Raw genomic sequence first — 15,238 nt, 5'->3', positions numbered from 1 at the left:
ACTCGTGGGTCTGGAAAGCTGACCGTCTCGTCTTAGGATGAGCGGGTGGCCACCCCCGGAATCTCGCCCCGTCCCCGCGGGCGCATCGACAAGCAACAGGCAGTGCTGGCCGCCGCGTTCACCGTGTTCGCGCGTACCGGCTACGCACAGGCCCGAGTGGACCGGATCGCCGCCGAGGCGGGCGTCGCCAAGGCCACGGTCTACAACCACTTCGGCGATAAGGAGCAGATCTTTCGGCAAGCCGTGCAAGTGCTGTCGGAGACCGCGCTGGCGGCCAACCTGGCCGTCGTGGAACAGCTGGCCGACCCCGGTCCGGACCTGAGGAAGACCCTGCGATCCGTCGGTGCGGAGCTGGTCCGGTGCTACTGCACCCCGGAATCCCGCGCCCTACGGCGCCTGGTGTGCGCCGAGGCCGGACGGTTTCCCGATCTTCTCGGGGTGGTCGACGGCGTCGCCGACCGAGTCGTGCGGACGCTCGCCGACCGGCTCGCCCGGCTCGCATTGGCCGGCGCGCTGCGTATCGACGATCCGGATATGGCCGCGGCGCAGCTGGCCGCGCTGCTCACCGGACCGTTGCAGGCTCGGTACCGGTTCGGTGACGAGCCGGTACCCGAGGCCGAGGTGAATACCGTGACCGACGCCGCGATCACCACGTTCCTCGCCGCTTTCGGTCGCTGAGCCGGCCGTCGGCGGACGGTCTCGACTCAGTGATGCGAAGTGTCGGTGCCGCTTCGGCGACGGAGGCATTCGAGCAGCAGGAACATCGGACGGGTGAAGTTCTCGTTCCACCAGGGGTCCGAGGATCGCTGCCGCTCCGTTGGGTGGGGTTCGCGCAGCGCGGAGACGGTGAAACCCGCGTCGGTGATCATGGTGATGTAGGCCTCGAGGGAATGGAACTGTTGCCACGACGGCGCAGGGGAGACGAGGCCGTCCACGGTGAAATGCTGTTCCACGGTGCGCACGCGGAAATACGAGTCGGCGGATGGACCGACGCCGCGGGCGCGGTCGGTGCGCGAGGCGTAGAAGCACGGGTGCATACCGAGGATGACAAGCCGGCCGGAATCGGTGAGTACTCGGGAGAATTCGCGGAATCGGCGTTCGGGGGCGGCGACACCGTGGGGGAGGCGGTTGGCGACGACGAGGTCGACGCTTGCGTCCGGCACGGGGAGGTCGGCGACATCGGCATGGTGGTAGGTGGCGCGGCCGCCTCCCGCCTCGGGATGTCGTTCGGCGGCGTCGACGAGCTCGCGGCAGGTGTCCACGGCGTGGATCTGAGCGGCCCCGCGTCGCAGCAGTTCTCGGGTCAGATAGCCCTCGCCGCAGCCCGCGTCGAGAACCCTTCGGCCCGCGCACGAGCCGATCATGTCCAACAGGGCGGGATCGGTGAGCTCTACCTGATACTTGTCCCGGCGTTCTCGGATGATCCGGATCCAGAACCGCGCGTTTCTGCGGTATCCGTCGAAGATCTGGGAGTCATCCGCCATGCTGCCACCTTATGGGGCAGTGGTTCTGCTCTCGACCTTGCTCGGTGCGGCAGTGGCGACATTGCGCCTTCCCGTGGCCTCCGCCATCCGGCCATGAGCCCTACGTGCGCTCGATGGCCGGGGTGGAATCGTCGGCCCGGAAGGCGAGGTGCGGGATCCCGCCTGCGGCCCGGTCGATACGGTCGGTCACCGGCGGGTTCCGTGGACGGTCAGAACGTAGCCCTCGGGGCCGGTGAAGGAGAACGTCGGACCGAACGGGCTGTCGGAGACCGGTGTGAGGACCTCGACTCCGCCGCTGGTGAGCCGGTCGTGCAGCGCGTGCGCGTCGGGGGTGGCGAACCAGAGGGCGACTCCCAGGCCGGGGCGTCCGGCGTCGAGGTCGGTTCCGGGTAGTGGTTCACGCACGGCGAACGGGATCGGCTCGGTCTCGAAGACGACCGCCCCGGGAGGTGAGACGGGGCTGCGGCGTAGGCCGAGGTGCTGCTCGCAGAAGGTGGCGGCCGCTTCCACGTCGTGCACCTGCAATGCCATGAAGTCTGGGCCGTCGATGGTGACAGTCATGGGATTCCCCTTGTTTCAATGTCATAATATTGACATAAGAGACGCTAGCGCGAGCGCATCCGGCATGTCAAACTATTGACATGAAGAATCCGCGGACGGACGAATCACCGCACCCGGCCGACGATGTGACCGAATATGTGGGCTACCGGCTCAAACGCGCGCACGCGGCCCTACGCGGTGCCATGGACAAGGTGCTCCGCGACCATGACCTGACCGTTCCGCAGTACGCCTGCCTGGAAGTTCTCGCTCTGCGGCCGGGCCTGAGCAATGCCGAACTCGCCCGCGCCATCTTCGTCACCCGACAGTCGGTGAACGTCGTGCTGCGTGGACTGCAGGACGCGGGCCTGGTCACCCGCCCCGACGCCGTGGACCACGGCCGGGCACGCCCCATCCACCTCACCGACGAAGGACGCCGGCGTCTGCAGGTCGCCCAAACCCACGTCTACGCCATCGAGACCCGCATGACCCAGGCCATCCCCGGGCGGCGCCTGCACGCCCTCCTCGACGACCTCGACCGCATGGCCCACGCTCTCGAGGAATGACCCGAGCCGTCGAGGCAGGAGATCGACTCAGAAGGTGACGGCGCGGACTTCCGTGCGGCGAGCCGCCGCTGCCAATATGCGGGCCTCGGCCGGCGTGAGACGCTCACCCGCGCTGTGGAGTTCGCCGAAGGTCCGCTCACCGAGAGCGAGTACAGCGCGCTCGGTGGGGCCGTCGATATCGGGGCGTTCGGCGGGAAGCACGGCGAGACCGTGAGCTGCGCGCACCGCCGCAGAGGTTCCGAGAAGGCGGGCAGCGGTCTCGGCCGCACCGAGAGCGAGCAGCGCGGACGCCAGCGCGGCCAGGGCGAAGACGGTATCGCGGGGCGCGCAGATGCGTCGGGCACCGTCGAGCGCGGCGAGGTAGAGGTCGAACGCGGCGCTCGGGTTGCCGCGCGCCTCACGGATATAGCCCCATTGGACCTGGAGCATCGGCAGGAACAGAGGTGTTTCCTCGCCGTCGGTGCCAGGTAGCGCGTGCAGTTCGTCGAGGAGCTTCTCGGCCGTGTCGAAGTCGCCGGTATGGCGGGCGGTGAAGGCCAGAACCAGCGCGGCGAAGGCGCCGGCGAGACCGTAGCCGTGTTCGGCGGCGAGCCGCCGGCCCTGTTCACCGAGGGCGCGGGCGCGGTCGAACTCGGTGCCCTGCATAGCGATCCAGCCCAACCAGCACAGGTGGGTGCAGACCTGGCCCCACAGTTCGAGCTCTCGGGCCAGAGCCAGTGCCTCGGTGTGGATTTCGGCGGCGCCGGCCAGATCACCGGTGAGTTCGGCCAGACCGCCCAGCCATTCGGCGGCCCGAACCCTGCCCCAGCGGTCGCCGAGTTCGGCGAAGAGCCGGCCCGCCGTGCGGGCATGTCGTTCCAGGGCGGGCAGATCGACCAGATTGTGCGCCGTCGTGGCCGAGGCGATATGTCCGAATGCCGTACCCCAGCGGTCGCCGAACCGCTCGCATGTTGCCATCGCCTCGTCCAGCAGCGCCCGCACCTCCGGTAGATCGCCGGCCTCCAGGCTGGAGAACGCGAGAAACAACTGTCCGCGCGCCCGCTCGATCGGGTCGTCGACGGCCTCGTACAGGGCGGCGGCCGTTGCCGAGATGGCGTTGACGTCGGCGAATTCGCCTTGCTGGAAGGTGAATCCGGTATTCCGTACCCGGGCCAGTGCCGCCAGGCGCGGGTTGCCGCCGAGCGCCAGGGCCGCGTCCAATAGGCGACGGGCCTCGGTCAGCCGGCCCCGCAGCTGCCAGTACCAGGAGAGAGCGGTCACCATGCGCAGTGCCCGGTCCGCGTCGCCCGTCCGGAGGAAACCATCCAGTGCCGCACGCAGATTCGCGAAATCTGCATCGAGCCGGCCCAGCCAGCGCTGCTGGTCGGCGCCGTACAGTTCGGCTTCGGCCCGTTCGGCCAGGCGCAGATAGTACTCATGGTGGACCCGATGCACCGCCTCGGATTCACCCGCCTCGGCCAGCCGGTCCAGGCCGAACGCCGCCACCGATTCGAGCAGCCGATACCGGCGGCCCGCGGTGTGCACCAGGGAACGATCCACCAGCCGTGCCACCACGTCGGCGACCCTCGACTCGTCCACGCCCGCCCCGGCGCATACCGCTTCGGCGGCCTCCAGACCGCATCCGCCGGTGTGCACAGCCAGCCGGCGCAGCACCATCTGCTCCGTCTCGTCGAGCAGTCCCCAGCTCCAATCGATCATCGCGGCCAGCGTCTGCCGGCGCGGGGGCCCGCCGCGATGGCCGGTGGCCAGCAATGTGAACCGGTCGTCGAGCCGGGCGACAATTTCGTGCACGCCCAGGGCCCGGACCCGGGTGGCGGCCAGTTCCAGGGCCAGCGGGATACCGTCGAGTCGGCGGCACAGCGTGGCGACCGGCTCGGCGGTCTCGGCGTCGAGCGTGAAATCGCGGGCTGCGGCGCGGGCCCGGGCCATGAAGAGCCGGACGGCGCCCGTATCGGCGAGTTCGTCGAGGGAGGCCGTGCGCGCCGGCACCTGTAAGGGCTCCACCGGCACGATGTCCTCGCCGGGCAGCCGCAGCGGCTCGCGGCTGGTGGCCAGGACATGCAGCCGCGGCGCCGCGCCGAGCAGTAGTTCGGTCAGGTCGGCGGCGTGATCCACGACGTGCTCGCAGTTGTCCAGCACCAACAACAGTTCCTGATCCGCCAGCGCCGCGCAGAGCAGTTCGGTGGGTTCGGCGCTGTCGGCGGTGGGAATACCGAGCACCTGCGCCACCGTTTCGGCGAGAACCGTCACGCTGTCGGCCTGCGCCGGCGCCAGGGCGGCCAGTTCCACCAGCCATGTTCCATGCGGAAACCGGTCGGCCAGGGCGGTGGCCGCGGCCAGCGAGAGGCGGGTCTTGCCGACGCCACCCGGTCCGGTCAGTGTCACCAGCCTGGCATCGGTGACCACGCGACACAGCTGTGCGAGATCGGTGTCACGGCCGATCAGCTCGGTGCGCTGAGCCGGGATATTCGAGCTGCGGCGGCGAACCACCACGGTCTCCGGACGCGGGATTTCCAATGGCAGGTCCTGGGTGAGGATCGCGCCGTGCAGCGCGACCAGCTCCGGGCTCGGATCCAGCCCGAGTTCCTCGGCCAGCTGCCGGCGCAGATCCTCGTAGCCGGCCAGCGCCTCGGACTGTCGACCCGCACCGTAGAGGGCACGCAGGTGTGCTGCGCGCAGGCGCTCACGCAGGGGGTATTCGGCCACGAACGGGCCCAGCTCGCCGGCCACCTCCCGGTATTCGCCCAGTTCCAACCGGGCCTCGGCGAGCTCCTCCACCGCCACGAGGCGTTGCTCCTCCAGTTGTGCGACGGCGGGTCCGACGAACGCGGCGTCGCGGAAGTCGGCGAACGCGGGACCGCGCCACAGGCCGAGCGCCTCGGTGAGCGCTCGGGCCCGGCCGGCGGTATCGCTCGCCTCCCGCGCGGTGGCCAGCAGGGTCCGGAAACGCAGCGCATCCACCTCGGTGGTGGCCAGCCGGTATCCGGGCGGCGGCGAGATGACCAGTTCGCGGCCGCCCGCTTCGGCGTTCTCGAGGGCCCGACGTAGCTGGGACGCCTTGGCGGCCAGGGTTCCCGCCGGGTTCCCGGGTGGATCGTCGGCCCAGATATCGTCCACCAGCCGGTCGGCGGAAACCGGCAGGCCGGGTGCCACCAGCAGATCGGCCAGCAGCGCCCGCACCTTGACCCCCGGGATCGGCACAACGGTGCCTGTATCCGTCCACACGGTCAGCGGACCGAGCACACCGAATCGCATGGCAGCAGCCTAATCGGCAGGTCCGACAGCGCCCCACCCTCGGCCGCGCGCGATCCGAGCGGATGCCTTCGGCCCACGCATGTTCGAACGAAAGCACACGGTGACCCCCTGCGCTGTCGGGAACCGGAAGGTGACCGTAAACAAACCGGAAGGCGGGCGGCCCATTGTGAGAACAACACGCAATACCGAACCGCAGAGGAATCGACATGAAACTCACCATTGCGCTCGCCGCGGCCGCCGCGCTCGCCGCCACCGCTCTGCTGACCGGGTGCGGAGCCGGCCCGGCCGAACCGCCCGCCGCCGAATCCGTCGCACCGGGCGCCTACGCCGAGGTCAACGGCCTGCGCATGTACTACGAGGTGCACGGCACCCCCACCGAACGTCCGCCACTGGTGCTGCTGCACGGCGCACTGTCCGGTATCGGCACCGATTTCGGCGAGCTCATCCCGGAACTGTCGAAAACCCGGCAGGTGATCGCGGTCGAACAGCAGGCGCACGGACACACCGCCGATATCGACCGTCCGCTGCGCACCCCGCAGATGGCCGAGGACACCGTGGCCTTGCTGCGCGGGATCGGTGTGCAGCGCGCCGATTTCCTCGGCTACAGCATGGGGGCGGGTGTCGCGCTGGAGATCACGCTGCGGCATCCGGATATGGTGCGCAAACAGATTCTCGCCGCCGGCGGTCTGGGTGCCGAGTCCATGCACCCGGGGCTGATGGAGGGGGTCACCAAGGTGAAACCGGAAGATCTGTACGGCAGCCCGTTCCACACCGACTATCTGGCCAACGCGCCTCGCCCACAGGACTTCCCCCGGCTGGTCGAGCGGGTACGCGAGCTCAACCAGAACGCGATCCTGTCCTACGACCGGGAACAGGTGCGGCGAATCACCGCGCCCACACTCACCGTGATCGGCGACTCCGATATCGTCCGGCCCGAACACGCGGTCGAGATGTTCCGGCTGTTCGGTGGCGGCGTCATGGGCGACACCCCCGCGGGTCTGCCGGACTCGCAGTTGGCGATTCTGCCCGGTACCTCGCATGTCGGCCTGGTACACCGGCCCGATCTGCTGCTGCCGATCATCCCGGCGTTCCTCGACGCCCCGGTGAAGGGCGCGCGGTGACCGACCACGGCCGGGTACGGGTGGCGTTGATCGTGGGCAGCACCCGCACCGGACGTTTCGGTCCCACCGTGGCCGACTGGTTCGCCGGCCGGCTGCGCCGCCGGCGCGGACTCGAGCTGGACCGGATCGACCTGGCCACCGTCGGGCTGCCCGATCGGCTCACCGGCCCCGACGAGCCGCTCCCGGACACGGTGTGCGCACTCGGTGCCCGACTCGCCGCCGCCGACGCGTTCGTGGTGGTGACCCCCGAGTACAACCGGAGTTTCCCGGCCGCGGTGAAGAACGCCATCGACTGGTTCGAGGTCGAATGGGCGGCCAAACCGGTGACGGTAGTGGGCTACGGCAGCGAATCCGAGGGCGGTCACGCGGCGGCCCAGCTGCGGCAGGTGTTCGGCGAGCTCAACGCGGTGCCGATCCGGCGCACGGTCACCATCGCCAAGGCGTGGCAGCGATTCGCCGCCGACGGCAGTTGGCCGCGCCGCGACGCCGAACTCGACGACAGCGTCAACGGCACGCTCGACCAGTTGCTCTGGTGGGCGAACGCATTGCGCGAAGCGCGGGCCAAGACCCCGTTCGTGCGGTAGAAACCGATGAAGTACCCGCGGGGACAGCTGTCACCCGCACGAAACCGCTAGTCTTCGTCGCGCGCCGGTCAGCGGCGCGTGAGATGACGGACCGACCGTAAACAAACCGTAAGGCACCTCGAGCAGAGTTGCTCTCGACAGCGCGGGACCCGCGGAACACGGTACCGCGCAGCACGATCACCCGGTAGGAAAGGAAACACCATCATGGGCACCATCGCAGTTCACGAATTCATCTCGCTCGACGGCGTGTACGAGAACCCCTCCTGGACCTTCGGGTTCGGTTTCGACCCGAAAATGGGCGAAACCCTGGGGGCCATCACCTCCGCGTCCAAGGCGATCCTGTTGGGCCGCCACACCTTCGAGATGTTCGCTCCGGCCTGGTCGACCCGCACCGTCGAAGATGATCCGGGCGCCCCGTTCTTCAACGACACCACCAAGTACGTCGTCGGCTCGAACAAGCCGCAGGTGGAATGGAACAACAGCGTTCATCTCGGCGCCTACGACCCGGATGTCATCCGCAAGCTCAAGGACGAGGTCGACGGGACCATCTACATCAGTGGCAGCGGCACCCTGGTGCGGGCGTTGCTGAAGGAGGAACTCGTCGACCACCTGCACCTGTTCGTCTTCCCGATCGCCCTCGGCTCGGGTGAGAAACTGTGGGCCGACGGAGTCGATTCGGCCAAGTTCGCGCTCGGGGCCCACGACGTGTACTCCAACGGCGTCGTCCACCTGGACTACGGCCCGGCCGCGTCCTGAACCGGCGGAATCGTCCCGTATCCGGATCACCCCTACCGTGGGCCCGGCCGTTCATGGCCGGGCCCACGGTCATGTCCGGGGCCATCGATTCGGTGCCGGCGCCATCCCGTCCGAGACCCGGCTGCCCGGGTCGCCGTACACCGGCGTCGCGCTAGTCCGGTCGGGCCTCCGCGCGGTGGGCCAGGCCCGCGGCCTCCATCTCCAGGTACCGCCGGGTGAGGCCGGCGGTGGCGCGGCCGACCGCCCAGGAGAGCGGACCGTTGTGGTCCAGGGTGAGGTGGACTCTGGTGGCGCCCGCGCGCTCGGTGAGGCGATGGCCGGCGATGGTGGTGAGACCGGGATTGCGGGCCTGCCAGGTGAATTCGACTCCCGGGGTCATACGGGTGACGGTCCAGATGGCGGAGGGCAGCCGCGGCTGGTGTATCTCCACGCGGCTGCCGACGGCGAACTCACCGGAATCCAGGCGCTGGACCGCACGCATGGATTCGGTCCAGTTGGGCCAGGATTCGACATCGATGAGGATGCGCCAGACCGTATCCGCGCTCGCTCGGATATCCGTGGTGGCGTCGAAATGCATGGCCTACGGTAACGCCGTGGCCACCGGTCCGGGAGGGTATTTCGGGTTGTTCGGGGTTCAGTTGTCGTACGAGGCCACTCCCACCGGGCCCCTGCCGATGCACAGCTCCTGTCCGTGGGTCTGCGACCGTATCCGGAGCGCGGAACCACTACCCAGCAGACGGACGTAGACGGTGTGCATCCCCGCGCGCACCGGTACCGAGACAGGCGGGTGGCCGTCGAACCCGACGTCGATCCGACCGTCGCGGGCGGCGAAGTAGTTGAGCTGCGCGGTCCATTGATGGGAGATCATGGGTCCGTCGAGCGGGAGCCGGACGGCCGCGTCTCCGCGGATGCGGTAGCCGCAGGACGGTTCCGGACCCGGGACGATACCGCGGTTCCACCAGACCGCGGCGTCGACGATCTCCCCGGCGTCGGTGATCATCCGCAGCCGCGGGGTCGAGTCGGCGAACGCGTCGGGCGCGATCGGTGACAGCACCTGGCTGCTCAGATTCTGGGGATAGGCCATCGGACTCAGCACGCCCCACGGCGTTTCCTGTTCCAGTAGCGGCGCCCCGTCCCAGCGCGTGAACTCTGCTTTCAGCGTGGTGACGTACTCCCTGGTCGGTCCGGCCGACCAACTGCGCGTAAAGGTGTAGGTCGACCACAGACTGCTCACCAGGAACAGTGCGACCAGCGTCGCCACCGCACGCGGTTGCGGCGACCGCGCCGGCCGTCGGCCCGGTCGGGGTCGCGACCGCAGCAACAGCGCGCCCGCCACGGTCAGCGCGAGCCCCAGATCGGCCAGATACCGCAGCGACAGGACAAGCTCCTCGACGGTATTGGGGCCGCCGCGCGCCAGCGCCACCGGCAATTGCACCGCCACCACATAGACCACGGCCGCCGCCCAGATCGGCCATACCCGAGCCCGGGTGCGCAGGGTCCACACCACGAACGCCGCCACCAGCAGCCACGCCCCCACCACCGTCCAGGGGGGCGATACCGCCCACGGTGAGGCCGGCAGCCACCGTTCCCAACCCCACGGCCCACCCACCAGCGCGGTCACCACACCGGCCGAGGTCGCACCGGGCCGTAGCCCTGTCAGATCCCCGGAACTGCCCCGAACCGGCGACAGATCCACCACCAGCAGGTAGCCGATCAGCCAGCAGCCCAGCGCCGCGGCGGTCCCTGCCCACAACGCCGCCCCGCGCCGCGCGACCTCCCGAATCCGCGGGCCCGCACCGTCGACATATCCCACCAGTACCGCGACGGTGAACGCCACGAACGGCACGATCGCCGCCTTCTCGAAGAACAGCAGCGCCGCCGCCGTGACCGCGGTCCCGGTCCACGCGTACCGCCGTCGCCCGGTGCGGACCAGCAGCACCGCGTCGGTGACCACCCAGGCGAACGCGATCTGCAGCGGCAGCGCGTTCAGCCCCGCCGCCCACCAGGCGAACGCGGGCAGCGTCAACGGGCAGAACAGATAGAACACCAGCGGCAGCAGAACCGCCCACCGCTTGCCGACCAGCACGAACAGCATGCGCACAACGGCTGCCGAGGCCATCGACTGCAACACCAGCAGGGTGCTCACCGGGCCGGCCCACCCCAGCGGCGCCACCTTCGTCACCACCCAGGCCGTGACGAAGGCCAGCGGCATGAAATGCCCGTCGTGGTTGTACAGCAGCAACTCCGCCGAGAACAGCGGATACCGGCCCGCGCGACCGGTGAGGATGAGGTCGTCCCAGTAGAAGTAGCCGTTCCCGGCGACCCATCCGCGCAGCACCACCTGTACGACGATCAGGCCGACCGCCGCGACGGCCACCGGCCCGCCGAGACGCGCCGACCAGCGGGCGAACGACAGTCGCGACTGCTCTTGGAATCGAGTGGATGAGGGCTCCGCGGTGGCGGTCGGAGCGATACCCATTTGACCTCCTCCCCTTCCTGAAGGGAGAGGATTCCAACCCTCACGAGTCGGGTTTCCTGTTTCACCGCAAACAGCTGAAAAGGCAGGCCTTTTACAGTCTTACGTCCGCTCCACAGGCTTTTTGTGTCTCCGCCGGCCCGGCGGCGACAGTCCAGGACTATATCAGATGCGCTAACCTCCGCCTGAACGCGGAGGCTTGCGCGCTACGTTCGCTGGGTCACTCGACCCTGGAGGACACCGCCGGACGAGGTCCGGCGACAGCCCGCGTGGGGCGCAGAGAAAGCGAGGGCGTGTCCGATTCCCGGCCGCCGACGAGTCCGCGTACGCGACCGGTTCGGAGTTCGTGGTGGACGGCGGTCTGATGACCGGGGTTCCGCACAAGTCCTGACCGCGGGCCAGGAGGCGGCCGCGTGTCGCCGCCGACAACGGGTCAGGAGGCGGGGCGGCCGGGAAACGCGGTGGTGGCCGGCTCCGCGCCGAGAATCCGTTGCCAGGTGGCCAGCCGCACGGCGCATTCGGTGAGCGCCTCGACACCCGTGCGGCGCGTCAGGGGCGAATCGGCTTGTTCGACCACCGACCGCCACGCCGCAGCCGTATCGGTTTCGACCGTGACGGCCAAGCGGTACGCGGAGCCTGGGTCGCTCGGTGGGTCGGGCACGGTGTAGGCGGGTTCCGCGGACGGGGCGGTCACGTCGGTGGCGGCGAGCGCGTCGACGGTGGCGTCCCGGCGCGCCCGGTGGGCGGCGCTGTACTGGTGGATCAACAGGCGGTTCTCCGGAGCCGTATAGGCCATGACCAGGCCATAGGCGTACACGGCGGCGTACTCGGCGTCCAATGCGTCGAGCAGCGCCTGCGTGGCATCACTCATGCGGGGAGTCTCCTTCGGGCACAGGCGGGTGCCCTGCGTGGTTACGCTGCGCTACCGCCCCCGGGTGCTGACCGCTCATGCCAGGAGAACCTCCGCGTGCACGGCGCAGGCGGCGCTGATCGACGCGAGCAGCCCGGCCCGGTAGCCGGACTGGGTGCCGGCCAGGTCGAGTGCTGACCGCCGCGCGGCGGTCAGTCGGTCGCGCAGGGTGGTGACGTCCGGCGGTTCGACCGGGGTTGTGGTGGGCGACGGGGGCGGGGTGCGGTGGGTGGGGGTGGTGCCGTCGCCGTACACGCCGATCACCCGCTCGATTTCGGTGCGCAGCGCGTCGGCGTGTGCGGTGCGCTGGGCGGCGATGGTTTTCAGCGCCGCCGAGCGCTGCGGGTCCAGGGCGATGGCCGCGGTCGCGGCGGCGGCGTCGGCGCGGGCCCTGATCTCCTGGGCGGCAAGGGGATCCGGTTCGTGGATCGTATCGTCGGCGCAGCCGGCAATTGCGGCGAGCGCGAATCCGCCGACCGCGGCGCCGCCCGCCGCGCGCAGTACGGTACGGCGATTCGGGGCATGGGAGCCGATGCTGTGCCGGGCCGGCGGGATTCCGGTGCTGTGCCCGGCGATCGGCCGGGCAGGAGGTCGGTGTGGCACCGGACCATCGTGCCAGACCCGCGCCGGGTGTCGAATCGTGCCGGCGCGTTCGCGTACGGCGGCCGGGCGGTTGCGTGCGCGGACAGCGACCGACGGGACCACCTGTGCCGTATGCGGTACGTTCGCCCGGGCGGGACCCGGCGGCGCGGGCGCGGATCGAACCCGGCGGCCGAGCCGTACGGAGATTGTGGGACGCGCGGACGCCACGGGCAGGGGCACGAACCGTCGGCCGCTGGTCCTTTACACTTTTCAGGCGCGATACGCTAGATCTCCGGTACAGAATTTCCGCCCGCGTCACAACTGAACCAGGAGCCGCCCATATGCCGATGCCGACCGAGGAGAGGGTGAGCCGGCTTGTTGCCGGACTAGTCGAGGACCGAGGATTCGACCTCGAGGGCGTGGAGATATCGGCCGCGGGCGGGCAGGCGCGGGTTCGGGTGATCGTGGACAGCGACGACGCCGCCGACCTGGACCGGATCGCCGAGCTCAGCACGCGGCTGTCGGACCGTCTGGACGAGGCGGACGATTTCGGGTCGACGCGGTACCTGCTCGAGGTCACCACACCCGGTATCGGCCGGCCGCTCACCGCGGAGCGACACTGGCGTCGGGCGCGCGGCCGCAAGGTGCGGGTGACGCTGCGGCCCGAGACTCCCGCCCCGGAACCCGGCTGCCCGCCGCAGTTCGAGGCCCGGGTTGGCGCATTGGCCGGTGATGCGGTGACACTGATCGTGGGCGGCAAACGCGCACCGCATCCGGTTATTGTCGCCTTGCGTGATATCGCGAACGCCGTGGTCGAGGTGGAGTTCTCCCCGCCGGGCGCGCGCGAACTGGAACTTGCCGGGGGCGTCGCCCCCGGTCGCCCACCCGCGGGAGCGGACGCCGCGGAAACCGCAGAAGGCACTGTTGCAGCGTCCGATTCGATCGAAGGGACCATGGAATGAACATCGAAATCGAAGCCCTGCGCGCCATAGTCGCGGACAAGGGGATCTCGATCGAGACCGTGATCTCCGCGATCGAGTCCGCCCTGCTCACCGCCTACCGGCACACCGAGGGCCACCAGCCCAACGCGCGGATCGACATCAATCAGAAAACCGGTGTGGTGCGGGTGCTGGCCCGCGAACTCGACGCCGACGGCACTGTGATCTCCGAATGGGACGACACTCCCGAGGGCTTCGGTCGGATCGCCGCCACCACCGCCCGACAGGTGGTGCTGCAACGACTGCGGGACGCGGAGAACGAGAAGTCCTTCGGTGAGTTCTCCACCCACGAGGGCGATATCGTCGGCGGCGTCGTCCAGCGCGACGCCCGCGCCAACGCCCGCGGCACCGTGGTGGTGCGTATCGGCAGCGAGCTGCACGGGGCGGAGGGGCTGATCCCGTCCGCCGAACAGGTGCCGGGGGAGACCTACGAGCACGGCGACCGGATCAAGTGCTACGTGGTCGGGGTCTCGCGGGGCGCGCGCGGCCCGCAGATCACCCTGTCGCGCACCCACCCGAACCTCGTGCGGCGGCTGTTCGCGCTCGAGGTGCCGGAGATCGCGGACGGCTCGGTGGAGATCGTCGCGGTGGCCCGCGAGGCCGGTCACCGTTCCAAGATCGCGGTGCGCTCCACCGTGCCCGGGGTCAACGCCAAAGGTGCCTGTATCGGGCCCATGGGGCAGCGGGTGCGCAATGTGATGAGCGAACTGGCCGGCGAGAAGATCGATATCATCGACTACGCCGAGGACCCGGCAACCTTCGTGGGTAATGCACTGTCGCCGTCGAAGGTGGTATCGGTCACAGTGGTCGACCCCGATGCCCGCGCGGCCCGGGTGGTCGTCCCCGACTTCCAGCTGTCGCTGGCGATCGGCAAAGAAGGCCAGAACGCCCGGCTGGCGGCGCGGTTGACCGGTTGGCGGATCGATATCCGCAGCGACGCGGCGCCCGACGTGGGTGGCGGTATGCGGACGGAGGCGAAACGCAGTTGATCCGACAACAGGGAACAACCGGGCTCGATGGCGGGTTGGAAAGCTCGTCGGGGGCGGGGTTCGATCACCGGAACCGGGCAACGGTAGAGTGGACACCGGATCGGCCCGAGCCTCCGGTTGCCCCGCCCGGTCGTACCGTCTCCGCGACGCCTCGGCGTCGAGCGGTTCCGGTACGGACGTGCGTGGGTTGTCGGAAGCGCGAGCCGGCCGTCGATCTGCTGCGGATCGTGGCGGGGGCACGTGAGACCGGTAACGGTACGAGCGTGACCGCGATACTTCCCGACCCGCGGCGCAGATTTTCCGGGAGGGGTGCCTGGCTGCACCCCCTTTCGGTTTGTCTGAGCACAGCGGAACGACGCCGAGCGATCGGCAGAGCACTACGAGTGTCCGGACATCTGGATATCTCAGCCGTGGAGCATCACCTCGAGAACAGGCACGAGCACTCATGAGCACACCGTGAAGTACCAACGATGAACGCCCATCGGAGATAACCCGAGGTCGTGCGGGGCCCCGTCGCCAGACGCGGACGGGTGGCACTGCTCGACCTCTCAGTGAGGAGAGCAGTGGCAGGCAAGGCCCGCGTGCACGAGTTGGCCAAAGAACTCGGTGTCACGAGCAAAGAACTACTCGCAACGCTCAAGGAGCAGGGCGAGTTCGTGAAATCGGCGTCGTCGACGGTGGAGGCACCCGTCGCCCGCCGATTGCGTGAATCGTTCGCGGCGAAATCCGCGCCGACGAACGGAAACAAGACCATGGCGAAGCCGGGGCCGTCCACGGCGGCCCGTCCGGCCGTCAAACCCTCGGCCCGGCCCGCGCCCGGCCCCAAACCGGGCCCGCGCGCTCCCGAGCAGGCCAAACCCGCGGCCGCGCCCACCGGTGCCGTATCCGAGACGCCTGCGGTCGGTCCCAAGCCCGGTCCGGCGGTGAAACCCGGCCCGGCGCCCGCCCGCGACTCTGCTCCCACCCCGAATGCCGCGGCC

16 protein-coding genes and 1 pseudogene are annotated in these 15,238 nt (G+C 69.5%); 10 read left to right on the top strand and 7 right to left on the bottom strand.

Features of this window, described 5'->3' with window-relative positions; genetic code table 11:
- Window positions 1–45: 45 nt before the first annotated feature.
- Window positions 46–678, top strand: coding sequence for a TetR/AcrR family transcriptional regulator (locus ON20_RS17025; RefSeq protein ID WP_040836728.1), 633 nt, complete (start codon window positions 46–48; stop codon window positions 676–678).
- Between the two features lie 26 nt (window positions 679–704).
- Here ON20_RS17025 and ON20_RS17020 read toward each other — a convergent pair whose 3' ends face one another.
- Complete coding sequence (locus tag ON20_RS17020; RefSeq protein WP_051162667.1) at window positions 705–1,484, bottom strand: class I SAM-dependent methyltransferase; 780 nt, start codon at window positions 1,482–1,484, stop codon at window positions 705–707.
- Window positions 1,485–1,670: 186 nt separating this feature from the next.
- The gene (locus ON20_RS17015) at window positions 1,671–2,045 is read right to left on the bottom strand and encodes a VOC family protein (RefSeq protein WP_040836726.1); all 375 of its coding nucleotides are present in this window, start codon (window positions 2,043–2,045) and stop codon (window positions 1,671–1,673) included.
- 80 nt (window positions 2,046–2,125) lie between these two features.
- Between ON20_RS17015 and ON20_RS17010 the strand changes: the two genes are divergently transcribed.
- On the top strand, window positions 2,126–2,587 hold the full coding sequence (locus tag ON20_RS17010; RefSeq protein WP_040836724.1) for a MarR family winged helix-turn-helix transcriptional regulator: 462 nt from the start codon (window positions 2,126–2,128) through the stop codon (window positions 2,585–2,587).
- A gap of 27 nt (window positions 2,588–2,614) precedes the next feature.
- Here the strand turns inward: ON20_RS17010 and ON20_RS17005 are convergent, their stop codons facing one another.
- The gene (locus tag ON20_RS17005) at window positions 2,615–5,842 is read right to left on the bottom strand and encodes an AfsR/SARP family transcriptional regulator (protein ID WP_040836722.1); all 3,228 of its coding nucleotides are present in this window, start codon (window positions 5,840–5,842) and stop codon (window positions 2,615–2,617) included.
- Between the two features lie 206 nt (window positions 5,843–6,048).
- Between ON20_RS17005 and ON20_RS17000 the strand changes: the two genes are divergently transcribed.
- The 3 genes from ON20_RS17000 (at window position 6,049) to ON20_RS16990 (ending at window position 8,303) form a co-directional block, all read left to right on the top strand.
- The gene (locus ON20_RS17000; protein ID WP_040836720.1) at window positions 6,049–6,963 is read left to right on the top strand and encodes an alpha/beta fold hydrolase; all 915 of its coding nucleotides are present in this window, start codon (window positions 6,049–6,051) and stop codon (window positions 6,961–6,963) included.
- A complete protein-coding gene (locus tag ON20_RS16995; RefSeq protein ID WP_040836718.1) occupies window positions 6,960–7,547 on the top strand; it encodes an NADPH-dependent FMN reductase in 588 nt (195 codons plus the stop codon). Before ON20_RS17000 ends, ON20_RS16995 begins: the two co-directional genes overlap by 4 nt.
- A 204-nt stretch (window positions 7,548–7,751) precedes the next feature.
- On the top strand, window positions 7,752–8,303 hold the full coding sequence (locus tag ON20_RS16990; RefSeq protein ID WP_040836717.1) for a dihydrofolate reductase family protein: 552 nt from the start codon (window positions 7,752–7,754) through the stop codon (window positions 8,301–8,303).
- A gap of 151 nt (window positions 8,304–8,454) precedes the next feature.
- Here ON20_RS16990 and ON20_RS16985 read toward each other — a convergent pair whose 3' ends face one another.
- Both ON20_RS16985 and ON20_RS16980 read right to left on the bottom strand, forming a co-directional pair.
- A complete protein-coding gene (locus ON20_RS16985; RefSeq protein ID WP_040836716.1) occupies window positions 8,455–8,880 on the bottom strand; it encodes an SRPBCC family protein in 426 nt (141 codons plus the stop codon).
- A gap of 57 nt (window positions 8,881–8,937) precedes the next feature.
- Complete coding sequence (locus tag ON20_RS16980; RefSeq protein ID WP_245547278.1) at window positions 8,938–10,782, bottom strand: hypothetical protein; 1,845 nt, start codon at window positions 10,780–10,782, stop codon at window positions 8,938–8,940.
- Between the two features lie 292 nt (window positions 10,783–11,074).
- Between ON20_RS16980 and ON20_RS38995 the strand changes: the two are divergent.
- Window positions 11,075–11,170 (top strand): annotated as a pseudogene (locus tag ON20_RS38995) (3-alpha-hydroxysteroid dehydrogenase); the annotation flags it as partial.
- Between the two features lie 42 nt (window positions 11,171–11,212).
- Here the strand turns inward: ON20_RS38995 and ON20_RS16975 are convergent.
- Both ON20_RS16975 and ON20_RS16970 read right to left on the bottom strand, forming a co-directional pair.
- Window positions 11,213–11,650: a ferritin-like domain-containing protein gene (locus ON20_RS16975; protein WP_040836715.1), complete on the bottom strand. Its 438-nt coding sequence runs from the start codon at window positions 11,648–11,650 to the stop codon at window positions 11,213–11,215.
- 75 nt (window positions 11,651–11,725) lie between these two features.
- Window positions 11,726–12,223 (bottom strand): hypothetical protein, encoded by a 498-nt coding sequence (locus ON20_RS16970; protein WP_040836800.1) that lies wholly within the window; start codon window positions 12,221–12,223, stop codon window positions 11,726–11,728.
- A 389-nt stretch (window positions 12,224–12,612) separates the two neighbouring features.
- On the opposite strand from ON20_RS16970, the gene rimP reads away from it, so the two are divergent.
- The 4 genes from rimP to ON20_RS16955 all read left to right on the top strand — a co-directional run.
- Window positions 12,613–13,233, top strand: a complete 621-nt coding sequence (gene rimP, locus ON20_RS16965) for a ribosome maturation factor RimP (RefSeq protein ID WP_040836714.1) — start codon at window positions 12,613–12,615, stop codon at window positions 13,231–13,233.
- On the top strand, window positions 13,230–14,258 hold the full coding sequence (gene nusA / locus ON20_RS16960; RefSeq protein ID WP_040836712.1) for a transcription termination factor NusA: 1,029 nt from the start codon (window positions 13,230–13,232) through the stop codon (window positions 14,256–14,258). Before rimP ends, nusA begins: the two co-directional genes overlap by 4 nt.
- Before the next feature lie 182 nt (window positions 14,259–14,440).
- Entirely contained in the window at window positions 14,441–14,707 is a 267-nt protein-coding gene (locus ON20_RS38990) for a YlxR family protein (RefSeq protein ID WP_245547277.1), read from the top strand.
- Window positions 14,708–14,821: 114 nt separating this feature from the next.
- The coding region (locus ON20_RS16955) for a translation initiation factor IF-2 N-terminal domain-containing protein (RefSeq protein ID WP_040836711.1) at window positions 14,822–15,238 on the top strand (417 nt) is incomplete at its 3' end.

The sequence above is a fragment of the Nocardia brevicatena NBRC 12119 genome (genome assembly GCF_000308495.1).
In the GTDB taxonomy this organism is placed as follows: Bacteria; Actinomycetota; Actinomycetes; order Mycobacteriales; family Mycobacteriaceae; genus Nocardia; species Nocardia brevicatena.
The sequence above is the reverse complement of the archived record's forward strand: the minus strand, read 5'-3'. Positions and strand labels throughout refer to the sequence as shown.